This is a genomic window from Phenylobacterium sp. Root1290 (assembly GCF_001425305.1).
Classification (GTDB): Bacteria; Pseudomonadota; Alphaproteobacteria; order Caulobacterales; family Caulobacteraceae; genus Phenylobacterium.
Genome location: NZ_LMEE01000003.1, coordinates 329,774 through 346,276 on the forward strand (window position 1 = coordinate 329,774; position 16,503 = coordinate 346,276).

The following is a 16,503-nucleotide window of genomic DNA, read 5'->3' on the forward strand; positions in this document are numbered from 1 at the left end:
GGCTCGGCGGGAAACAGGATGCAAGACCGCGCACCATCCCGTGGCGTTTCCGGCGTGATTTCGCGCCGGCTCGTGCTTGCCGGCCTGGGCGGTCTTGCAGCGGCGCCGGTCCATGCGCGCGTCGTTCCCGGATTCACCGAGGTCAGCTGGCTGGACTATGAAGCGCGTCTTGGCGCCCGTGCGAGCGACGCCGGCGGCGGGGCTTTCCACGCCGCGACCGAGCGCGAACTGCTGGCCCTGACCAACGCTGTCCGCGTGCGGTCCGGGGCGCCTGCCTTGGGCTGGAGCGCCGAGCTTTCCCGGGTGGCGCGCAGCCACGCGGCCGATCTGGCGGGGCGCGGCTATGTCGAGCATCTGTCGCCCGAGGGCTTCGATCCGACCCACCGCGTCGGGCTGCTGGCGCGGCGGATGATCGGCTCGGCCAGCGAAAACATCGCCTATCGCCGGGCCAGCGACGAGACCACCGCGGCCGAGCTGATGGGGATCTGGCGCAAGAGCGAGTCGCACTGGTCGAATCTGATGCGGCCGCGCCATGCGCAGGTCGGGTTCGGGGTCGTGTCGCGGGGGCAGAAGACTTACGCGGTCGGCCTCTATGCGCGGCCCGACGGCGCGCTGGGCGCGCCGCTGCCGTTCCGGCTGGCGCAGGATGCGGACCTCTCCAGCGCCCTGCGGCAAGTCTCGCCGCACTTCGACAGCTTCGCCTTGACCGACCCCACGGACGAGGCGGCTGCGCGCGCGCGGATCGAGGGCGCCGACCCGTTGCCGCCCGGCGTCTATCAGCTGCGTCCGCGCCGGCGGGTGGACAGGAGCCGCTACCAGATCCTCTGGGGCCCGATCTTCGCCCGCGTCTAGTCCAGCAACGCCTTCAGTTCGGCGCGGATCTGCGGCCAGGCGTCCGACGTAGGGTCGATCAGTTCGAAATGCCCCGCGCCTTGGAAGTCGATCACCTTAACGGTGTCGCCGGCCGCCGTCGCGGCCGCGCCATAGGCGGCGCCGAACGCGCTGGGGACGATGTGGTCGAGGGCGCCTGAGATCACCACCTGCGGCGCGCCCAACGGCAGCAGAGCGGGCGGCGAGGTGTCGCCGTAGACGGCGACGCCGCTGCGCGCGTCGGCGCCGACCAGGGCGTCGATGACACCGGGGCCGCCGCACTCGTCAGGGCCTTCGGCGTGGTAGGCGGCCAGGTCGATGATCCCGGCCAGGGGAACGGCGCCGCGGGCGGGCAGCGGATCGGCGGCGTAGAGGGGACTGGCGGGCGGCAGGCGGCGGCGCGCCAGCGCCCAGGTCGCCAGGTGGCCGCCGGCCGAGTGGCCGCTGAAGACGACCCGCGCGATATCCAGGCCGTGCGGCGCAGCCAGATCGCGGACGTGGTCGATCGCCTGGGCGACATCCAGGAAGGTGCCGGGATAGCCGCCGCCCTGATGGCCGATGCGCCGGTACTCGATGTTCCAGACGGCGAGACCTTGATCGCGCAGGTCCGCGCAGGCGTAGTCCATGAGCTCGAGGCCAGGCAGGTCGGCCCGCCAGCAGCCGCCGTGGATCATCACCACGAGCGGGTGGGGTCCATTGCCACCCGCCGGCAGCCAGAGCTCGCCGAACTGCAGCGGATCCTCGCCGTAGCTCAGGCGCAGGTCCGCCGGCGCGCGCGGCCGGGCGAGCAGGTCGAGATAGCTGATGGGCGCACGCATGGACTGCCTCGGATACGAAAACGCCCGACCTTTCGGCCGGGCGTTTCGAACTTGCAATGGGCTGGAGGCGTTAGGCCGCCACCGCCTTCACCAGGCTCTTGTTGAGGATGGTGATGGCCGCGTCGCGGTCGATGCGCTCGATGGCGGCGACTTCACGGGCCATGCGGTCCAGCGCCGATTCATAGAGCTGGCGCTCAGAATAGGATTGCTCCGGCTGGTTCTCGGCGCGGTGCAGGTCGCGGACCACTTCGGCGATCGAGATCAGGTCGCCCGAATTGATCTTGGCTTCGTATTCCTGGGCGCGACGCGACCACATGGTGCGCTTCACGCGGGCGCGGCCCTTCAGGGTGGTCAGCGCCTGGCTGACGACATTGCCCTCGGCCAGCGAACGCAGGCCCGCGGTGCGGGCCTTCGCGGTCGGAACGCGAAGGGTCATCTTCTCGTGGTCAAAGGTGATCACGTAGACTTCGAGCGAATAGCCGGCGACTTCCTGGGTTTCGATCCCCTGTACCTGGCCCACGCCATGAGCCGGATAGACGACGTGATCGCCGACCGAGAATTCCAGACCGCTCTTGCTCATTCGCTCAAGTCCTTTCGACTCGTCCGCACCCGTTAAGAGGGATTAACCGCTACCCAGAAAGGCAAAGGACACCATCCGCAAAACTGCGCGGTGTCTTACCCCTGTTGGAACGGAATAGACCTCTAGGACACCCTTCGCCTTGTTACGGCGTACACTGGCCGGGGACGGCTCTTCTGCAGAAATTGATGGGGCGTGCGTGATCGCAACCCTCTCATCAGCGCGGAAGGTATCATAAAAATCAGCCGAAAGAAAGGCTTGCCCCCGGGGCGGCCCTTAGGAGCCGCGGCCGGGCTTTTCGCTGAAGTACTTCTCAAACTTGCCGGTCTCGCGCTCGAACTCCTCGCGGTCGGCGGGCGGTTCGCCCTTCACCGTGATGTTCGGCCAGACCTTGGCGTAGTCGGTGTTGATCTTCAGCCACTTGGAATCCGAGTCGTCCTCGGTGTCGGGCTTGATCGCGTCCACCGGGCACTCCGGTTCGCAGACGCCGCAGTCGATGCATTCGTCCGGATTGATGACGAGGAAGTTCTCGCCTTCATAGAAGCAGTCGACCGGACACACCTCCACGCAGTCCATGAACTTACATTTGATGCAAGGATCCATGACGATGTAGGTCATCGCGGGGTACAACTCCGGCCGGTCTAATCGGGCGGCGGTTTTTCCGGCTCCGGGCGCCCAAAGTCAATGGCCGTGACCCGCAAGTTATCTGGAAGGGGTATTAGCCTCGCCAGACGGCTGCAGACTAATCACCGTTTCCGTCGCCGCCTCGACCGCTGCGCGCGAGTAGCTCAGCGGCACGTACTGCCCCTTCGCCCAGATCGGAAACAGGTCGCGGAAGTGCGGGCTGGCTGGGTCGCCGGACTGGCCGGGCGTGTTGATCGCCATGCTGTTGTCCCAGGCGCCGACGTCCAGGACCATGCGGAACGAGGCTCCGGCCGTGACGCGGTAGTCGTTCGGCCGCCACGTGGCCGCCAGCGGCGACAGGGCGGTCCCGGCCATCGGCGTGGTCCCGCTCGACCAGGCCTCGCGCTCGGCGGCGGGGACCTTCGGCGTCAGGGCATGGTCGAACCGCGCCTGGTGCAGCTTGCCCCAGGCCCAGGCTTGCGGATCGGGGCCGAGCTTGCCGGCCACCTCGCCAAAGGCGGCCAGCAGGCTTTCGGAGAGGATGGCGTCGCGGGCGGCGACTGGATCCGCGCCGAGGCTGGTGTCAGGCGCCTCCAGCAGCGCCATCACCGCGGCGATGTCGCCGTTGCCCATGGCCGCACGGGCCGCCTGCGGCACGGCGCGGGCCACAGCGGCCTTGCCCAGATGCTTGGTGATCCAGACCTCGTAGAGCGCCGCGCCTGCGCTGTCGGCGCTGGTCTTCTGGTCCCAGTCGCGCAGTAGGGCGATGGCGGAGGCCAGCTTGGCGTCATCGGTTTTCACCCCCGCGAGCAGGGCGTTCATCCGCCGCGAGGTGACGTCGGTCGGATCGGTCTGCAAGGCCATGGCGTCGGCCAGGGTCAGCTTGTCCTTGGCGGCCAGCACTTCCTCGATCCGTCGCATGCGCGCGGCGTTGGACCATTCGAAGCCGACCTTGCGCTCGGCGTAGGGATAGTCGGCCGGCAGGTTCAACTGGTTGGCCGAGGCGAACCAGCCCGAGGCCGGATTGTGGGTGCTGGGCAATTCGTCGAGCTTCAGGAAGCCGGTCCACTCGTAGCGGCCGTCGCCAGGGATCGGCATCAGGCCGTCCCAGTTCGGGCGCTTGGGAACTTTGCCGGCTGCGACCCAGCCGATGTCGCCCTTGGTGTCGGCGAAGACCTGGTTCTCGGACGGCGCGCCCCAGTCGGAGAGCGCGTTCCGGAAGCTCGGCCAGTCCTTGGCGGTCATGTAGCCCATGGAGCCGAAATAGGCCGATGTGCCCGGCTCGGCCCAGACGCTGCGGACGGCGAAAGCCCTCGCCTTGGCCGGGTCGGCGTAGACCACCGGGCCGTGGCGGGTGAAGTGCAGGTCGACCTTGCGCGGGGCCTCGCCCTTCACGGCGATGGTCTCGGTGACCGTGGTCATGTCGGTCCAGCCGCCGGCGTAACGATAGCGGCCAGGCGCCTTGGGGTCGGTCTCGTAGACGTAGAGGTCCTCCTGGTCGGCTGGGAAGATCGTCAGGCCGAAGGCGACCGTGCCGTTGTGGCCGATGGAGACGCCGGGCAGGGCCGGTTCGCCCGCGCCGATCACCGAGAAGCCGGGGGCCTCCATGTGCACGATGTAGCGCAGCGACGGGGTGCTGTGCTCGCGGTGGGGGTCGTTGGCCAGGATCGGACGGCCGGAGGCGGTGCGGCTGCCGGACACGGTCCAGTTGTTCGAGCCGATCGCTTCGGGCGGGATCTCCAGCATGGCGAGCTTGGCCTGCGAGCCGGTGAAGCGCACGCCGCGGGTGGCCAGTTCGTAGTCGCCGAGCACGGCTTCGGTGATGTCGCAGGGGTCGAGGCCCGCGGGGACCTTGGTCTCCCACTTCGGCTCGATGTGCTTGTAGAGACGGGCGGCCTCAATCCCGGCGGCGCAGGCGATCCTGGCGCGGCCGACCTCGTTGGGGACGTTGCGGGTCAGGCCGTGGCTGCGGATGCGGACGACGTCGTCGGCGCTCCAGCGGTCAGGCGTCGTGCCGGCGATCTGGAACTCCCGCGGCAACGGCCGCTTGCCGGCGGCGATCTCGTCGACAAAGGCGTTGAGGCCGGCGACGAAGGCTTCGGTGTTGTCCTTGGCCCCGGCGCCATAGGCGTTCCATTCGCGGGCCATGTCGCCGCGATAGAGGAACAGGCGCGCGGCGCGGTCCTGGGCGACGTAGTCAGGGCCGAAGTCCTTGGCCAGCAGGCCGAGGCCCCGCTTGCGCCAGAGGTCGACCTGCCAGAGCCGGTCGCGGGCTACGTTGTAGCCCTGCAGGAAGAAGGCGTCGCGCGTGTCGGCCGCGTAGATGTGGGCGATGCCCCAGCGGTCGATGCGGATCTCGGCGGGCTTGGCGAGGCCGGCGACGCTCAAGGTCTCCTGCCTGGGCGCGGCGATCGCGGCGGTGGAGCACAGCAGGGCGGCGAGGACGGCGGCGGACACGAGGCGTTGCATAAGGCCACGCTAGGCTGCGCAGTCCCGCGCGGCAATCGCCCCTTAGGGCTTCGACGCCGCGATCAGTTCGGCGCGTTCATCGCTCGATAGCGGCCGCCACTTGCCTTCCGGTAGATCGCCGAGGTTCAGCGTCCCGACGCGGACCCGGACCAGATCGACCACGCGCAGTTCCACCAATTCGGCCATCCGGCGGATCTGGCGGTTGCGGCCTTCCTTCAGGACGATGTTCAGCTTCTGCTCGGTCAGTTGGGTGACCTTGGCCGGGCGCAGCTTGCGGCCGTCCAGTTCCAGGCCGTGGCGGAGCAGGGCGATCTTCTGGGGCGTGATCACCCCGGTCAGGAGCACGTTGTACTCCTTGTCGATGTCGGACTCCGGCCCGATCAGGGCCTTCGCCAGCACGCCATCCTCCGACAGCACCAGCAGGCCGCGCGATTCACGGTCCAGGCGGCCCAGGGGCGCGAGGTTATTGGCGGCGGTTGGAATGGTCGCTTCGCCGCGCCACAGCGCCTCGCGGGTCAGCAGGGTGACGGCCTCGATCTGGTCGTCCTGCGGCAGGGACGAGACGATGCCCATCGGCTTGTGCAGCACGATCGACAGGCTGGAGTTCAGCTGCTGCTCGGCGCTGTCGTTCAGGACCAGGGTCTGGCCGGTCAGGATCTTGCGCCCGGCGTCGTCCACCCGCTCGCCGTCGATATAGACCAGGCCCTGGGCGATCAGGCCCTCGGCCTCGCGTCGCGAGCATACGCCGCTTTGCGCCAGCCATTTGTTGACGCGCTGGGGTTCGGGGTCGTCGTAACGTCGGGTCCAGGCCATGCGTCCATGTAGGGCGCGGGCTAGCCGGCGTCCATCGGAGCGTAGAGCGCACGGGCTTCTTCGGACGGTCCGCGACGTTCGCCCAAGCCCGCGACCTGCACGGCGATGAGCCGTCCGCCCAGGGCGAAGACCAGGCGGTCGCCGACCTTCACCGGGCGCGCGCACTTGTCGATGCGGGTCTCGGCGCCGCCGCGGGTCAGGCGCACCTTGCCTTCGTCGAGGAACTTGGCGGCCAGCGAGCGGGTCTTGAAGAACCGCGCGCGCCACAGCCACACGTCGGCGCGGCAGGCGTCTTCGCTCACGACGCCTGGCTCCGCGCCGCCTTTGGCTTTCGCCGCCGTCGCGGGCGCCTCGCGGGCGGCGGCTGATCCTTCAGGGCGGCCAGGGCGGCGAACGGCGAGTTCACAGGTGGCGCGGCCCGCACCTCTGGGCGCGGCTTCTCGCCACGGCGGCGCCAGACCAGCGGCTCGCCGTCCTTGGGCTTGGCGGTAGGCGCAAAGCCCAGGGCGCGCATGATTTCGCGGGCCTCGGTCTCGTTCCAGCCGAGTTCCTCGCGGGCCTGATCGGACAGCAACCCGGCCTTGGGCGCGGCGCGCAGCAGGCCGTCCAGGCGCTCCAGGGTCTCGACGGGCACGGCGTAGCGACCGACGGCGCGCAGCCCGAAGGCGGCGAGGGTCTGGGGCGTCGGCATCGGGCCGTCTAGGCGGCCTGCGCTCGGTCGGCGGTCGGCCGGGACGAAGCCCTGGGCGAAGGCGAGCGACGCGGGCTTGAGCAGCGCCGGCAGGTAGAGGCTGAAGGCGCCCAGGCGCACGCCCAGCGACTTCAGCATCCGGCGCTCGACTTGGCTCAGCGCCTTGGCCTCGGCGCGCACCAGGTCGCGGTCCAAGATGCCGCCGGCCTCGATCAGCCGGTAGGCGACGCCGCGCGCCAGGCCCTTGATCTTGCCGCTGGAGACGGCTCCGTCCAGCTTGCGCAGCGGCGCCAGACGGCGGGCGGCCTCGGCGGCGAGGAAGGCTTCAAGCCGACGCGCCGCGCGCTCGCGGGCCTGGGTTGGGCCAAGCTCGCCATAGAGCCGTACGCGCGGCGCGAAGGCCGTGCCGCCGGCGAAGGCGGCGGCGGCTTCGCCCCGCCAGTAGACGACGCCTTCAGGGCTGAAGGAGAACGCCTCGTCCGCCTCGGCGGACAGTTTGCCCAGCCGCTTGGCGATCTCGGGCGCCACGGCGGCCGTGGCCGCGGCGCGCAGGGCCTTTTCCTCGATCACCGAGGAGCCGTGGGCGGGCTCGAAGGCCACGCCGCTCAGCTTGCCGACGTACTGCCCCTCGATCGTCACGGCCCCGTCGGCGGCGACCCCGGCCAGCACATCGCCGCGCACGTGCAGCGCGCGCATCAGGACGCTGGTGCGGCGGTCGACGAACCGCGCCATCAGCTTCTCGTGCAGGGTGTCGGAGAGCCGGTCCTCGAGCAGGCGGGTCTTGCCCTGCCAGCCGCCGGGATCGGCCAGCCAGTCGGGGCGGTTGGCGACGTAGGCCAGGGTGCGCACGCTGGCGAGCCGGGCGGCCAGGGTGTCGATCTCGCCGTCGGTGCGGTCCAGGTGTTTGTACTGGCCGGCGATCCAGTCCTCCGGAACCTTGCGGTTGCGGCTGGTCAGCCAGCCGAAGAACTCGCGGACCAGCCGGATGTGTTCCTCGCCCGAGGTCTTGCGGAAGTCCGGCGTCTGGCAGACGTCCCAGAGCTTGGTCAGGGCCGAGCGGTCGCGCAGGGTGCGGTCGATGACCTCCGGCTCGTCGGCCAAGGCGCGCAGGGTCTTTTCGTCCAGGGCCTCGGCCGACAGCTTAAGGCCGGGTTGGGCCGGGGGCGCAGCGAGGGAGTGCGACAGCGCCTTGAGAGAACTGAAGTCGAGGGCGGCGTTGCGCCACTCGGCGGCGGTCACGGCCTCGAAATGGTGTTCCTGCACCGCCTCGATCAGGTCGGCGTCCATGTCTTCGCACTCGCCGGTGACGCCAAAGGTCCCATCGCGGGTGAAGCGTCCCGCGCGGCCGGCGATCTGGCCGACCTCGGGCGGGTGCAGGAAGCGGGTGCGCTTGCCGTCGAACTTGCGCAGCCCCGCAAAGGCCACGTGGTCGACGTCCATGTTCAGGCCCATGCCGATGGCGTCGGTGGCGACCAGGAAGTCGACCTCGCCGGACTGGTAGAGCGCGACCTGGGCGTTGCGGGTGCGGGGGCTCAGAGATCCCATCACCACGGCGGCCCCGCCGCGCTGGCGGCGGATCAGCTCGGCGATGGCGTAGACCTGGTCCGCCGAGAAGGCGACGACCGCCGAGCGCCGCGGCAGGCGGGTCAGTTTCTTGGGGCCGGAATAGGTCAGGCGCGAGAACCGCTCGCGAGTGACGATCTCGGCCTCGGGCAACAGCCGCCGGATCAGCGGCGCCATGGTGCCGGCGCCCATGAACATGGTCTCGAACCGGCCGCGGGCGTGCAGCAGGCGATGGGTGAAGATGTGGCCGCGCTCGGGGTCGGCGCAGAGCTGGATCTCGTCGACGGCCAGGAACTCGACCTGGCGGCTGAGCGGCATCGCCTCGACGGTGCAGACGAAGTACTGCGCGCGGGCCGGGACGATCTTCTCTTCGCCGGTGATCAGCGCCACGCAGGACGGACCGCGCAGCTTGACGATCCGGTCGTAGATCTCGCGCGCCAGCAGGCGCAGCGGCAGGCCGATCATGCCGCTGGCATGGCCCAGCATCCGCTCGACGGCCAGGTGGGTCTTGCCAGTATTGGTCGGGCCGAGCACCGCCACCAACTTGGGCGGGCCGAAATCCGACAGACGCGCGCTCATGAGCTGAAGGTGGGGCGGGAATCACCGCGCGGCAAGCGGGGCTTGGCAGGACGGGCGAACCCTCCCCAGATCGTCATCGCCGGGCGTGTCCCGCCGACCCATGAACACCGACCCTCTGAAGGTCAGTCGGCGAGCCCGTGTCCATGGGTGGCCGGCACGTGGGCGGGCCATGACGATGGAGGGACAGTCCTACTTCGCCGAGGCGATGTAGTTGTCGATGACCTGGTCGAGGACCGTCAGCGGGGTGCCGCCCGAAAGCAGGCCCGCGTCGTGGAACTTGCGGATGTCGAACTTGCGGCCCAGCGCCTTCTTGGCCCGGGCGCGCGCGTCCATCCAGGTGATCTTGCCGACCATGTAGCTGCACGCCTGGCCCGGCCAGACGCAGTAGCGCTCGACCTCGGTGATGGCGCTGGCCTCGGCGTCGCCGATGTTGTCGACGAAGTACTTCACCGCCTGTTCGCGGCTCCAGCGCTTGTGGTGCATGCCGCTGTCGACCACCAGGCGCACGGCGCGGAACATGGCGTCGTGGATCATGCCGATGTGGCCGAGCACGTCGTTGTCGTACATGCCCATCTCGACCGCCAGCTGCTCGGCGTAGAGCGCCCAGCCTTCGCTGTAGCCCGAGAAGCCGATGACCTTGCGGATCAGCGGCAGGTCGCCGGCCTCGTTGTTGAGCGCCAGCTGAAGATGGTGGCCCGGAAGACCCTCGTGATAGGTCAGGGTCGGCAGGGTCCAGGCGGGCACCTCGGCGGTGTCGCGCAGGTTGATCCAGTAGATGCCGGGACGCGTGCCATCGAGGCTGGGCGAGAAGTAGTAGCCGCCCGGGGCGCCGGCCTCGGTGGCCGGGGGCACGCGGCGGATTTCCAGCGGCGCCTTGGGCAGCTGGCCGAACCACTGCGGCAGCTTGCCCTGGATGACCTTCACCTGCTCATTGAGCTTGGCCAGCAGCTCTTCCTTGCCGGCGTCGGTGTTCGGATAGACCTGCTTGGGATCCTGCGCCATGGCGCGGTAGCGCTCGCCGACGCTGCCCTTGGTGTAGCCGGCCTTCTTCATCAGGGCGTCGGCCTCGGCGCCCAGGCTGGCGACCAGGTCGAGGCCGGTCTGGTGCACCTCGTCCGGGGTGATGTTCGAGGTCGTGTAATTGCGCAGGCCCAGGCGGTAGTACTCATCGCCGTCCGGCAGACGCCAGCAGCCGGCGTCGTGCACGGCCTTCGGACGCAGGCCTTCCAGCAGGGCCAGTTGGCGGGCGAGGGCGGGGCGCACCTTCTCGCCGTAGAGGCCCTGGGCCTGGCCGGCCCAGTCGCCCTCGATGTTCTTCTCCTTGGTCCGGCGCACGAGGCTGGCGACCAGCGGGGCCTTTTCCGGCTCGTAGGCCAGGAACGCCTTGAGCTGGGTGATCGCCTTGTCGAGCACGAAGTCCGGCGGCGTGACGCCCAGAGCCACGTCGTGGCGGACCACGTCGGCTTCCTGGTCGAGCAGGCGGCCGAAGGCTTCCATCCGCGCGACATAGGCGTCGGCGTCGTCCTTGGCCTCGATCCGGTGCTGGGTGTCGAGGAAGTCCGGCATCTGTTGGTAGGCGCCGGTCAGCTGCGAGATCACATACGGCGAATTCACCCCCTGGCCGCCGTACTGGAAGCGGCGGTTGGCTTCGTCCTGAACGGACAACACGAACTCGACGGTGTCGTAGTTGACCGCGTCCATGCCCTTGAGCTGCTTGCGGTCGAGGCTGTGCAGATCCTTCAGGTCACGGGTGGTGTTGGCCTTGTTCTCGGCGAGCGCGGTCAGCGAGAAGTCGGACAGTTCGGACTTGGTCCAGGCCAGGTCGCCCTTGTCGATGCCGAGCGCGGTCGGCAGCTCCGGCGAGCGCCGGAAGGTCTGGGCCATCGCCTTGTCGAAGAAGGCGTACATCTTGGCCGCTTCGCCGGTCGGCGCGGCGGCGAGGGCGAGTTTCGGCGCGGCGGCGGCCGCGCCAAACGCGGCGGCGCTCGCCAGGAGTTGGCGACGATTGTGCATGGGATCCCCCGTAACTGTAACTTTGCAAAAGCAGTTACACCGCCGCAGGCGGAGGCTCCCGTTAAATCGCGCTAATCTGGCGCCGCGCTCAATCCAGGGTTCGGCGATAGCGCGCCATGGCCAGGGCCGTGACAACGCAGACGAAGGCGGTCAGGGCCAGCAGTTCGCGCCACATGTCCTCGACGCCCTGGCCTTTCAGCAGTGCGCCGCGCACCACCCGCAGGAAGTGGGTGACGGGCACCACCTCGCCGAGCGCCTGGGCCCAGGCGGGCATGCCGCGGAACGGGAACATGAAGCCGGACAGCAGGATCGAGGGCAGGATGTAGAACATGCTCATCTGCATGGCCTGCAACTGGGTCCGTGCGATCGTGGACATCAGGAAGCCCAGCGCCAGCGAGCCGACGATGAACAGGGCCACGCCCAGCGACAGGCCAAGCCAGCCGCCCATCATCGGCACGTCGAACAGGAACCGGGCCAGCAACAGGATGATCGCGGTCTGCACCAGCCCGACGAAGACGTAGGGCGCGAGCTTGCCGGCCATCACCTCGATCGGCTCGACGGGCGTGGCCAGCAGGCTTTCCATCGTCCCGCGCTCGGCCTCGCGGGTCACCGACAGCGCGGTCATCATCACCAGGGTCATCGAGAGGATGATGCCCAGCAGGCCCGGGACGATGTTGTAGGCGGTGATGGCTTCGGGATTGTAGCGGCGGTGGACGATCACCTCGAACGGCGGGACTGCCTGGCCGCGCGAGGCGAGCGCGCCTTTCAGGTCGTTGACCAGCGCCTGCTGAGGCAAGGCGGCCAGTGCGGCGACCGCCGCGCCCGTCGCGGAGGGGTCGGTGGCGTCGACATCGACCAGGATCTGGGCCTGATCGCCGCGGGCGACGCGTCGCGTGAAGTCGCCGGGAATGGTGATGGCGAACTGCACCTCGCCCCGCCGGACCATCTCGTCCAGTTCGGCCGGAGTCCGAGCCTGTGCGACCAGGTCGAAGTAGGCGCTGTTCTTCAGGGCCGCGGTGATCGAGCGGGCGAAGACGCTGTCTTCCTGCACCATCAGGGCGGTCGGCAGGTGGCGCGGCTCGGAATTGATCGCGTAGCCGAACAGCAGCAGCTGGACGACCGGAATGGCCAGCATCATCGCGTAGGTCAGCCGATCGCGAGTTAGCTGCTTGAACTCCTTGATCATCACCGCGAGCACGCGGGTCGCCGAAAAGCCGTTCATTTGAAGTTGTCCTCCGACGTCTCCATCAGGCGGATGAAGACGTCTTCGAGGCTGGGCTCGACCTGCGTCCACTTGAACGGCGCGCGGCGGTAGGGGGCGAGCGCGGTCTCCAGGGCGGCGCGGTCGGTCCCGGAGACGTGCAGCGACTGGCCGAACGGCGCGGCCATGGCGACCCCGGGCAGTTGGCCGATCTCCACCGACAGGCGGTCGATGCCGGGCCCCTCGCCGTTGAAGGTCACCAGATGGGTGTTCTCGATCACCTGCTGCGCCGTGCCGCGGGCGATCAGCCGGCCATAGCTGATGTAGGCGATCTCATGACAGCGCTCGGCCTCGTCCATGTAATGGGTGGAGACCAGCACGGTCAGGCCCTCGGCCGAGAGGGCGTGGATCTCGTCCCAGAAGGTGCGGCGCGCCTTCGGATCGACGCCGGCGGTGGGCTCGTCGAGCAATAGCAGCTTGGGTTCGTGCAGGGTGGCGGTGGCCAGGGCCAGACGCTGCTTCCAGCCGCCCGACAGCGAGCCGGCCAGTTGTCCGCGCCGCTCGATCAGGCCAAGCCGCTCCAGCGCCTGGTCGACCCGCTGCTTGCGACGGTCGAGGCTGTGGATGCGAGCGGAGAACTGCAGGTTCTCCTCGATGGTCAGGTCCTCGTAGAGTGAGAACTTCTGGGTCATGTAGCCGGCGCGGCGCTTGATCAGGTTGGCCTGGGTGATGATGTCGAGGCCAAGCGCCGTGCCCTCGCCGCTGTCGGGGGTCAGCAGGCCGCAGAGCATCCGCAGAGTGGTGGTCTTGCCCGAGCCGTTGGGACCGAGGAAGCCGCAGATCTTGCCTTCTTCCACCTGCAGCGAGACGTCCTGGACGACGTGCTTGTCGCCGAAGCTCTTGTTCAGCCCGCGGACGTCGATCGCCAGGGTCACTTGGCGCGCTCCAGCGGCTGGACGTCGACTGGCTGGCCGGGATTGAGCCGGGCCGAGGGAGCCGCCTCGACCAGGAACACCATGCGGTCGCGGACTTCGCGGCTGTAGATCACCGGCGGCGTGAACTCGGGGCGGGGGCTGATGAAGGTGACCTTGGCGGTGAGGCCCGCCTGGCAGCCGTCGCAGGCGAACTTGACTCGCGAGCCGACCCGGTAGGCCGAGATGTCGGCCTGGGGCACGAAGAAGCGGACCTTGATGAGCTCGTCCGGCAGCAGGGCCAGGATCGGCTGATTGGCGGCGACCCACTCGCCGGTCTGGAAGAAGACGTCCTCGATGCGGGCTGCGCCGGGCGCGACGGGGGCGATGTCGGAGAGCCGTGCGTCGGCGGCGGTGAGCGCAGCCCCGGCCTGGGCGACGCGGCTGTCGGCGGCGCGGATCTGGTCCTCGCGCGCGCCCAGGGCGGCGGCCTGGCGCTGCTTGCGGGCGGCGGCGACCTGGGCGGAGGCGGCGTCGCGGGTCGCCTGGGCGTCGTCCAGCCGCGCCTTGGCGTAGTAGCCCTTGTCGACCAGCGGGCGGACGCGGCGCAGGGTGGCCTCGGCGTCGCGCAGGGTGGCCTCGGCCGCGGAGACATTGGCGTCGAAGACGGCCAGTTCCACCGGACGCTGGCCCTTGCGAGCGTCGGAGGCCTGGGCCTGGGCGGCCGAGACCTCGGCGCTGGCCTGGTCGCGCGCGCCCTGCAATTGCGAGGGATCGACCACGAACAACTTCTGGCCGGCGGCGACCTGGTCGCCGCGCTGGACCAGCATCTGGTCGACGCGGCCGGCGACCGGCGAGGCCATGTACAGCGGCTCGCCCTCGACATAGCCCGACAGCGCCGGTGTGCGGTGGAGGCGCGGGAAGGCCCAGAGGACCGCGACCAGCACGGCCGCCAGCAGCAGAAGGCCTATGACGAGAAGGCGTTGCCTCATACGGCGGCTCCTGCATCGACGAGCATGCCGCGGAGCCACAGTTCCACGTGCTGCTGGGCCAGGGCCCTGATGTCGAGCGGCTCGGCGCCGACCGGCACGAAGGTCTCGCGCCAGATAACGCCCAGCAGCATCGGCGAGATCAATGAGATCGCGCAGTGGCGCGGATCGCCGGGGCGCAACTCGCCGCGGGCCTGAGCCTGGGCGATCGCGCCGGTCATCGCGCCGAGCGCCGGAGTGACGAGGTTGTCGTGCCAGGCTCGGGCCAGTTCGGGGAAGTTCCGCGACTCGCCGATCACCATCTTGATGATCCCGCCGACCGGCGAGGCCGAGGCCACGCCGGCGACCACGGACGCGACGCTGCGCAGGAGATCCGGAAAGGCGACTCCGGGGGCGGCGAGGGCGGCCTGGATCAGGGCGAGGTTGGGGGCGACGCCCTGCTCGATTACCGCCCGGAAGATGTCCTCCTTGGTGGAGAAGTAGAGGTAGATCGCGCCCTTCGAGACCCCGGCCCGGGCGGCGATGTCGTCGAGCCTGGCGGCGGCGAAGCCCTTTTCCGCAAAGACTTCCATCGCCGCGGCGACGATCTCATCGGGGCGGTCGGCCTTGCGGCGCTTGAACTTGGGCTGCGGGGGCATGGGCGCACACTTTGATAACTGACCGGTCAGTTATTATTCTCAAAGACGCCATTTTCAAGCGCGGGGCGGATCGCTCTGGGCAATGGTGTGTTTAACCGTCCGCGCCGACGGTTCCGGGGGTGCGGCGCCCTGTCGCAGGTCGGGCGCGAACCACGCCCAAGGCACGTCTTTGCGTGAGATTTCGCCGCGAAAGCGCTTCTCCGGGAACACCCTATGAGGGTTAGACCCTAGCCGAATGGCCAGGGTGCGACGGAACGTCGCCGCAACCACTTGGCAACCATGCGTGGGCATGGCCGTTACCGACGCCGAAGTCTGCCCGTTCAATGCGGGGAAACCCTTGGCTCATCAGGGGTGTTCGAAAGCGTCCAGACTTAAGACAGAGGCGACGGGAGAGGTCGTAAGAAGATGATCGGTACAAAAACTCGTGGGGTGGTCCTGAGCGTGATCGCCATGGGGACCCTGGGTCTCGGCGGCTGCGCCACCAAGAAGTTCGTCAATGAGCAAGTGGCCGTCGTCGACGGCAAGGTCGCGGCTCATGAAACCCGCCTGGGTGAACTCGACAACACCTCGCGTGAAGCGCTGGAACGCGCCACCGCCGCCGGCAAGCTGGCCGAGGGCAAGTTCATGTATTCGGTGGTGATGTCGGACGACGCGCTGAAGTTCCCGCTGGGCAAGGCGACGCTGTCGCCGGAAGCCGAGTCGCGTCTCAGCGCCTTCGCCGAGCGCCTGAAGGGCGAGAACAAGAACGTCTACGTCGAGGTGCAAGGCCACACCGACGCGACGGGTTCGGAAGAGGGCAACCTGCGCCTGGCCGCCGCCCGCGCCGAAACGGTCCGCCGCTACCTCAACAAGCAAGGCGTGGCTCTGAACCGGATCGCCACCATCGCCTATGGCGAAGACGAGCCGGTCGCGCCGAACGACACGCGTGAAGGCCGCATGGCCAACCGCCGCGTCGTGCTGGTGGTCCTGTCCTAAGGACGGACGACCTCTAGAATCGGAAGCTCCGCGCGTGCGCGTGCGGAGCTTCCGGCTTTCGTTCAGCGAACGATGTTTTGGAGTTAACGGGGCGTAGGCGCCGGCAGGAACGCGGGCGAAACGAATGGTGACCGAATCAGCGACTCCGCCCGATTCAGTCTTTGTTCCCTACAAGCTATTGTATCTCCACGTCATTGGACCACAATCCAATTTGAGGTCCGCGGCCCGCCGGAGTCACTTTTCTGGCGCTGCAGGTCAGCCAATTGGCGGCTCCGCCTTGACGCCGCCGGGGGCCTTCGACTATATCGCCCGCTCCTTGGCGCGGGTTCGCCCGCTGCCCATCCCTTTTCTCGCGTAGGTCATATAGCCATGTCGCGTCGTTGCGAACTTACCGGTGTCGGTCCCATGGTCGGCCACAACGTCAGCCACTCGAACATCAAGACGAAGCGCCGCTTCCTGCCCGCGCTGTCGCCGGCCACGCTCCAGTCGGACGCGCTGGGCCAGTCGTTCCGTCTGCGCGTCAGCAACGCTGCGCTGCGCACCCTGGACTTCAAGGGCGGCCTCGACGTCTTCCTCACCGGCGCCCGCGACGAGCAGCTCTCGACCCGCGCCCTGAAGATCAAGCGTCAGCTGAAGGCCAAGCTGGCCAGCCAGGCCGCCGCCTAAGTTTCCAGAGCTCTCTCCAGAGTTCAAAAGGCCGCCCTCCGGGGCGGCCTTTTTCGTTTCGGCGCGGCGATCGGCGAACCTGCCGGTTGAGCGGCCAATGCGGGGA

The 16,503-nt window shown here is 68.8% G+C and carries 15 protein-coding genes; 3 read left to right on the top strand and 12 right to left on the bottom strand.

Annotation, left to right across the window (positions count from 1 at the left end):
• The first annotated feature begins 18 nt into the window (after window positions 1-18).
• Window positions 19-852: a CAP domain-containing protein gene (locus tag ASC79_RS16170; protein WP_082532168.1), complete on the top strand. Its 834-nt coding sequence runs from the start codon at window positions 19-21 to the stop codon at window positions 850-852.
• Here ASC79_RS16170 and ASC79_RS16175 read toward each other — a convergent pair.
• The 12 genes from ASC79_RS16175 to ASC79_RS16230 all read right to left on the bottom strand — a co-directional run bounded on the left by ASC79_RS16175 (window position 849) and on the right by ASC79_RS16230 (window position 14,756).
• Window positions 849-1,688 (bottom strand): alpha/beta hydrolase, encoded by an 840-nt coding sequence (locus tag ASC79_RS16175; protein WP_056022227.1) that lies wholly within the window; start codon window positions 1,686-1,688, stop codon window positions 849-851. The two genes, ASC79_RS16170 and ASC79_RS16175, sit on opposite strands and share 4 nt — an antisense overlap.
• A 70-nt stretch (window positions 1,689-1,758) precedes the next feature.
• Complete coding sequence (locus ASC79_RS16180; protein WP_056022218.1) at window positions 1,759-2,268, bottom strand: CarD family transcriptional regulator; 510 nt, start codon at window positions 2,266-2,268, stop codon at window positions 1,759-1,761.
• A 273-nt stretch (window positions 2,269-2,541) separates the two neighbouring features.
• Entirely contained in the window at window positions 2,542-2,883 is a 342-nt protein-coding gene (gene fdxA / locus ASC79_RS16185) for a ferredoxin FdxA (RefSeq protein ID WP_056023631.1), read from the bottom strand.
• Window positions 2,884-2,967: 84 nt separating this feature from the next.
• Complete coding sequence (locus ASC79_RS16190) at window positions 2,968-5,358, bottom strand: penicillin acylase family protein (RefSeq protein ID WP_056022215.1); 2,391 nt, start codon at window positions 5,356-5,358, stop codon at window positions 2,968-2,970.
• 42 nt (window positions 5,359-5,400) lie between these two features.
• On the bottom strand, window positions 5,401-6,171 hold the full coding sequence (locus ASC79_RS16195; protein ID WP_056022213.1) for a pseudouridine synthase: 771 nt from the start codon (window positions 6,169-6,171) through the stop codon (window positions 5,401-5,403).
• 20 nt (window positions 6,172-6,191) lie between these two features.
• Complete coding sequence (locus ASC79_RS16200; protein WP_056022211.1) at window positions 6,192-6,473, bottom strand: RNA-binding S4 domain-containing protein; 282 nt, start codon at window positions 6,471-6,473, stop codon at window positions 6,192-6,194.
• A complete protein-coding gene (locus tag ASC79_RS16205; RefSeq protein ID WP_056022208.1) occupies window positions 6,470-9,004 on the bottom strand; it encodes a helicase-related protein in 2,535 nt (844 codons plus the stop codon). Before ASC79_RS16205 ends, ASC79_RS16200 begins: the two co-directional genes overlap by 4 nt.
• A 189-nt stretch (window positions 9,005-9,193) precedes the next feature.
• Window positions 9,194-11,017, bottom strand: coding sequence for a DUF885 family protein (locus tag ASC79_RS16210; protein ID WP_056022205.1), 1,824 nt, complete (start codon window positions 11,015-11,017; stop codon window positions 9,194-9,196).
• Window positions 11,018-11,105: 88 nt separating this feature from the next.
• On the bottom strand, window positions 11,106-12,239 hold the full coding sequence (locus tag ASC79_RS16215; RefSeq protein WP_056022202.1) for an ABC transporter permease: 1,134 nt from the start codon (window positions 12,237-12,239) through the stop codon (window positions 11,106-11,108).
• Window positions 12,236-13,153 (bottom strand): ABC transporter ATP-binding protein, encoded by a 918-nt coding sequence (locus ASC79_RS21375; protein ID WP_056022199.1) that lies wholly within the window; start codon window positions 13,151-13,153, stop codon window positions 12,236-12,238. The genes ASC79_RS16215 and ASC79_RS21375 overlap by 4 nt, the downstream gene beginning before the upstream one ends.
• The gene (locus ASC79_RS21380; protein WP_056022196.1) at window positions 13,150-14,121 is read right to left on the bottom strand and encodes an HlyD family secretion protein; all 972 of its coding nucleotides are present in this window, start codon (window positions 14,119-14,121) and stop codon (window positions 13,150-13,152) included. The genes ASC79_RS21375 and ASC79_RS21380 overlap by 4 nt, the downstream gene beginning before the upstream one ends.
• Complete coding sequence (locus ASC79_RS16230; RefSeq protein WP_056022193.1) at window positions 14,118-14,756, bottom strand: TetR/AcrR family transcriptional regulator; 639 nt, start codon at window positions 14,754-14,756, stop codon at window positions 14,118-14,120. The genes ASC79_RS21380 and ASC79_RS16230 overlap by 4 nt, the downstream gene beginning before the upstream one ends.
• Before the next feature lie 405 nt (window positions 14,757-15,161).
• Between ASC79_RS16230 and ASC79_RS16235 the strand changes: the two genes are divergently transcribed.
• Both ASC79_RS16235 and rpmB read left to right on the top strand, forming a co-directional pair.
• A complete protein-coding gene (locus ASC79_RS16235) occupies window positions 15,162-15,731 on the top strand; it encodes an OmpA family protein (protein WP_056022190.1) in 570 nt (189 codons plus the stop codon).
• Between the two features lie 369 nt (window positions 15,732-16,100).
• The gene (rpmB, locus tag ASC79_RS16240; RefSeq protein ID WP_056022187.1) at window positions 16,101-16,397 is read left to right on the top strand and encodes a 50S ribosomal protein L28; all 297 of its coding nucleotides are present in this window, start codon (window positions 16,101-16,103) and stop codon (window positions 16,395-16,397) included.
• The last annotated feature ends 106 nt before the right edge of the window (window positions 16,398-16,503 follow it).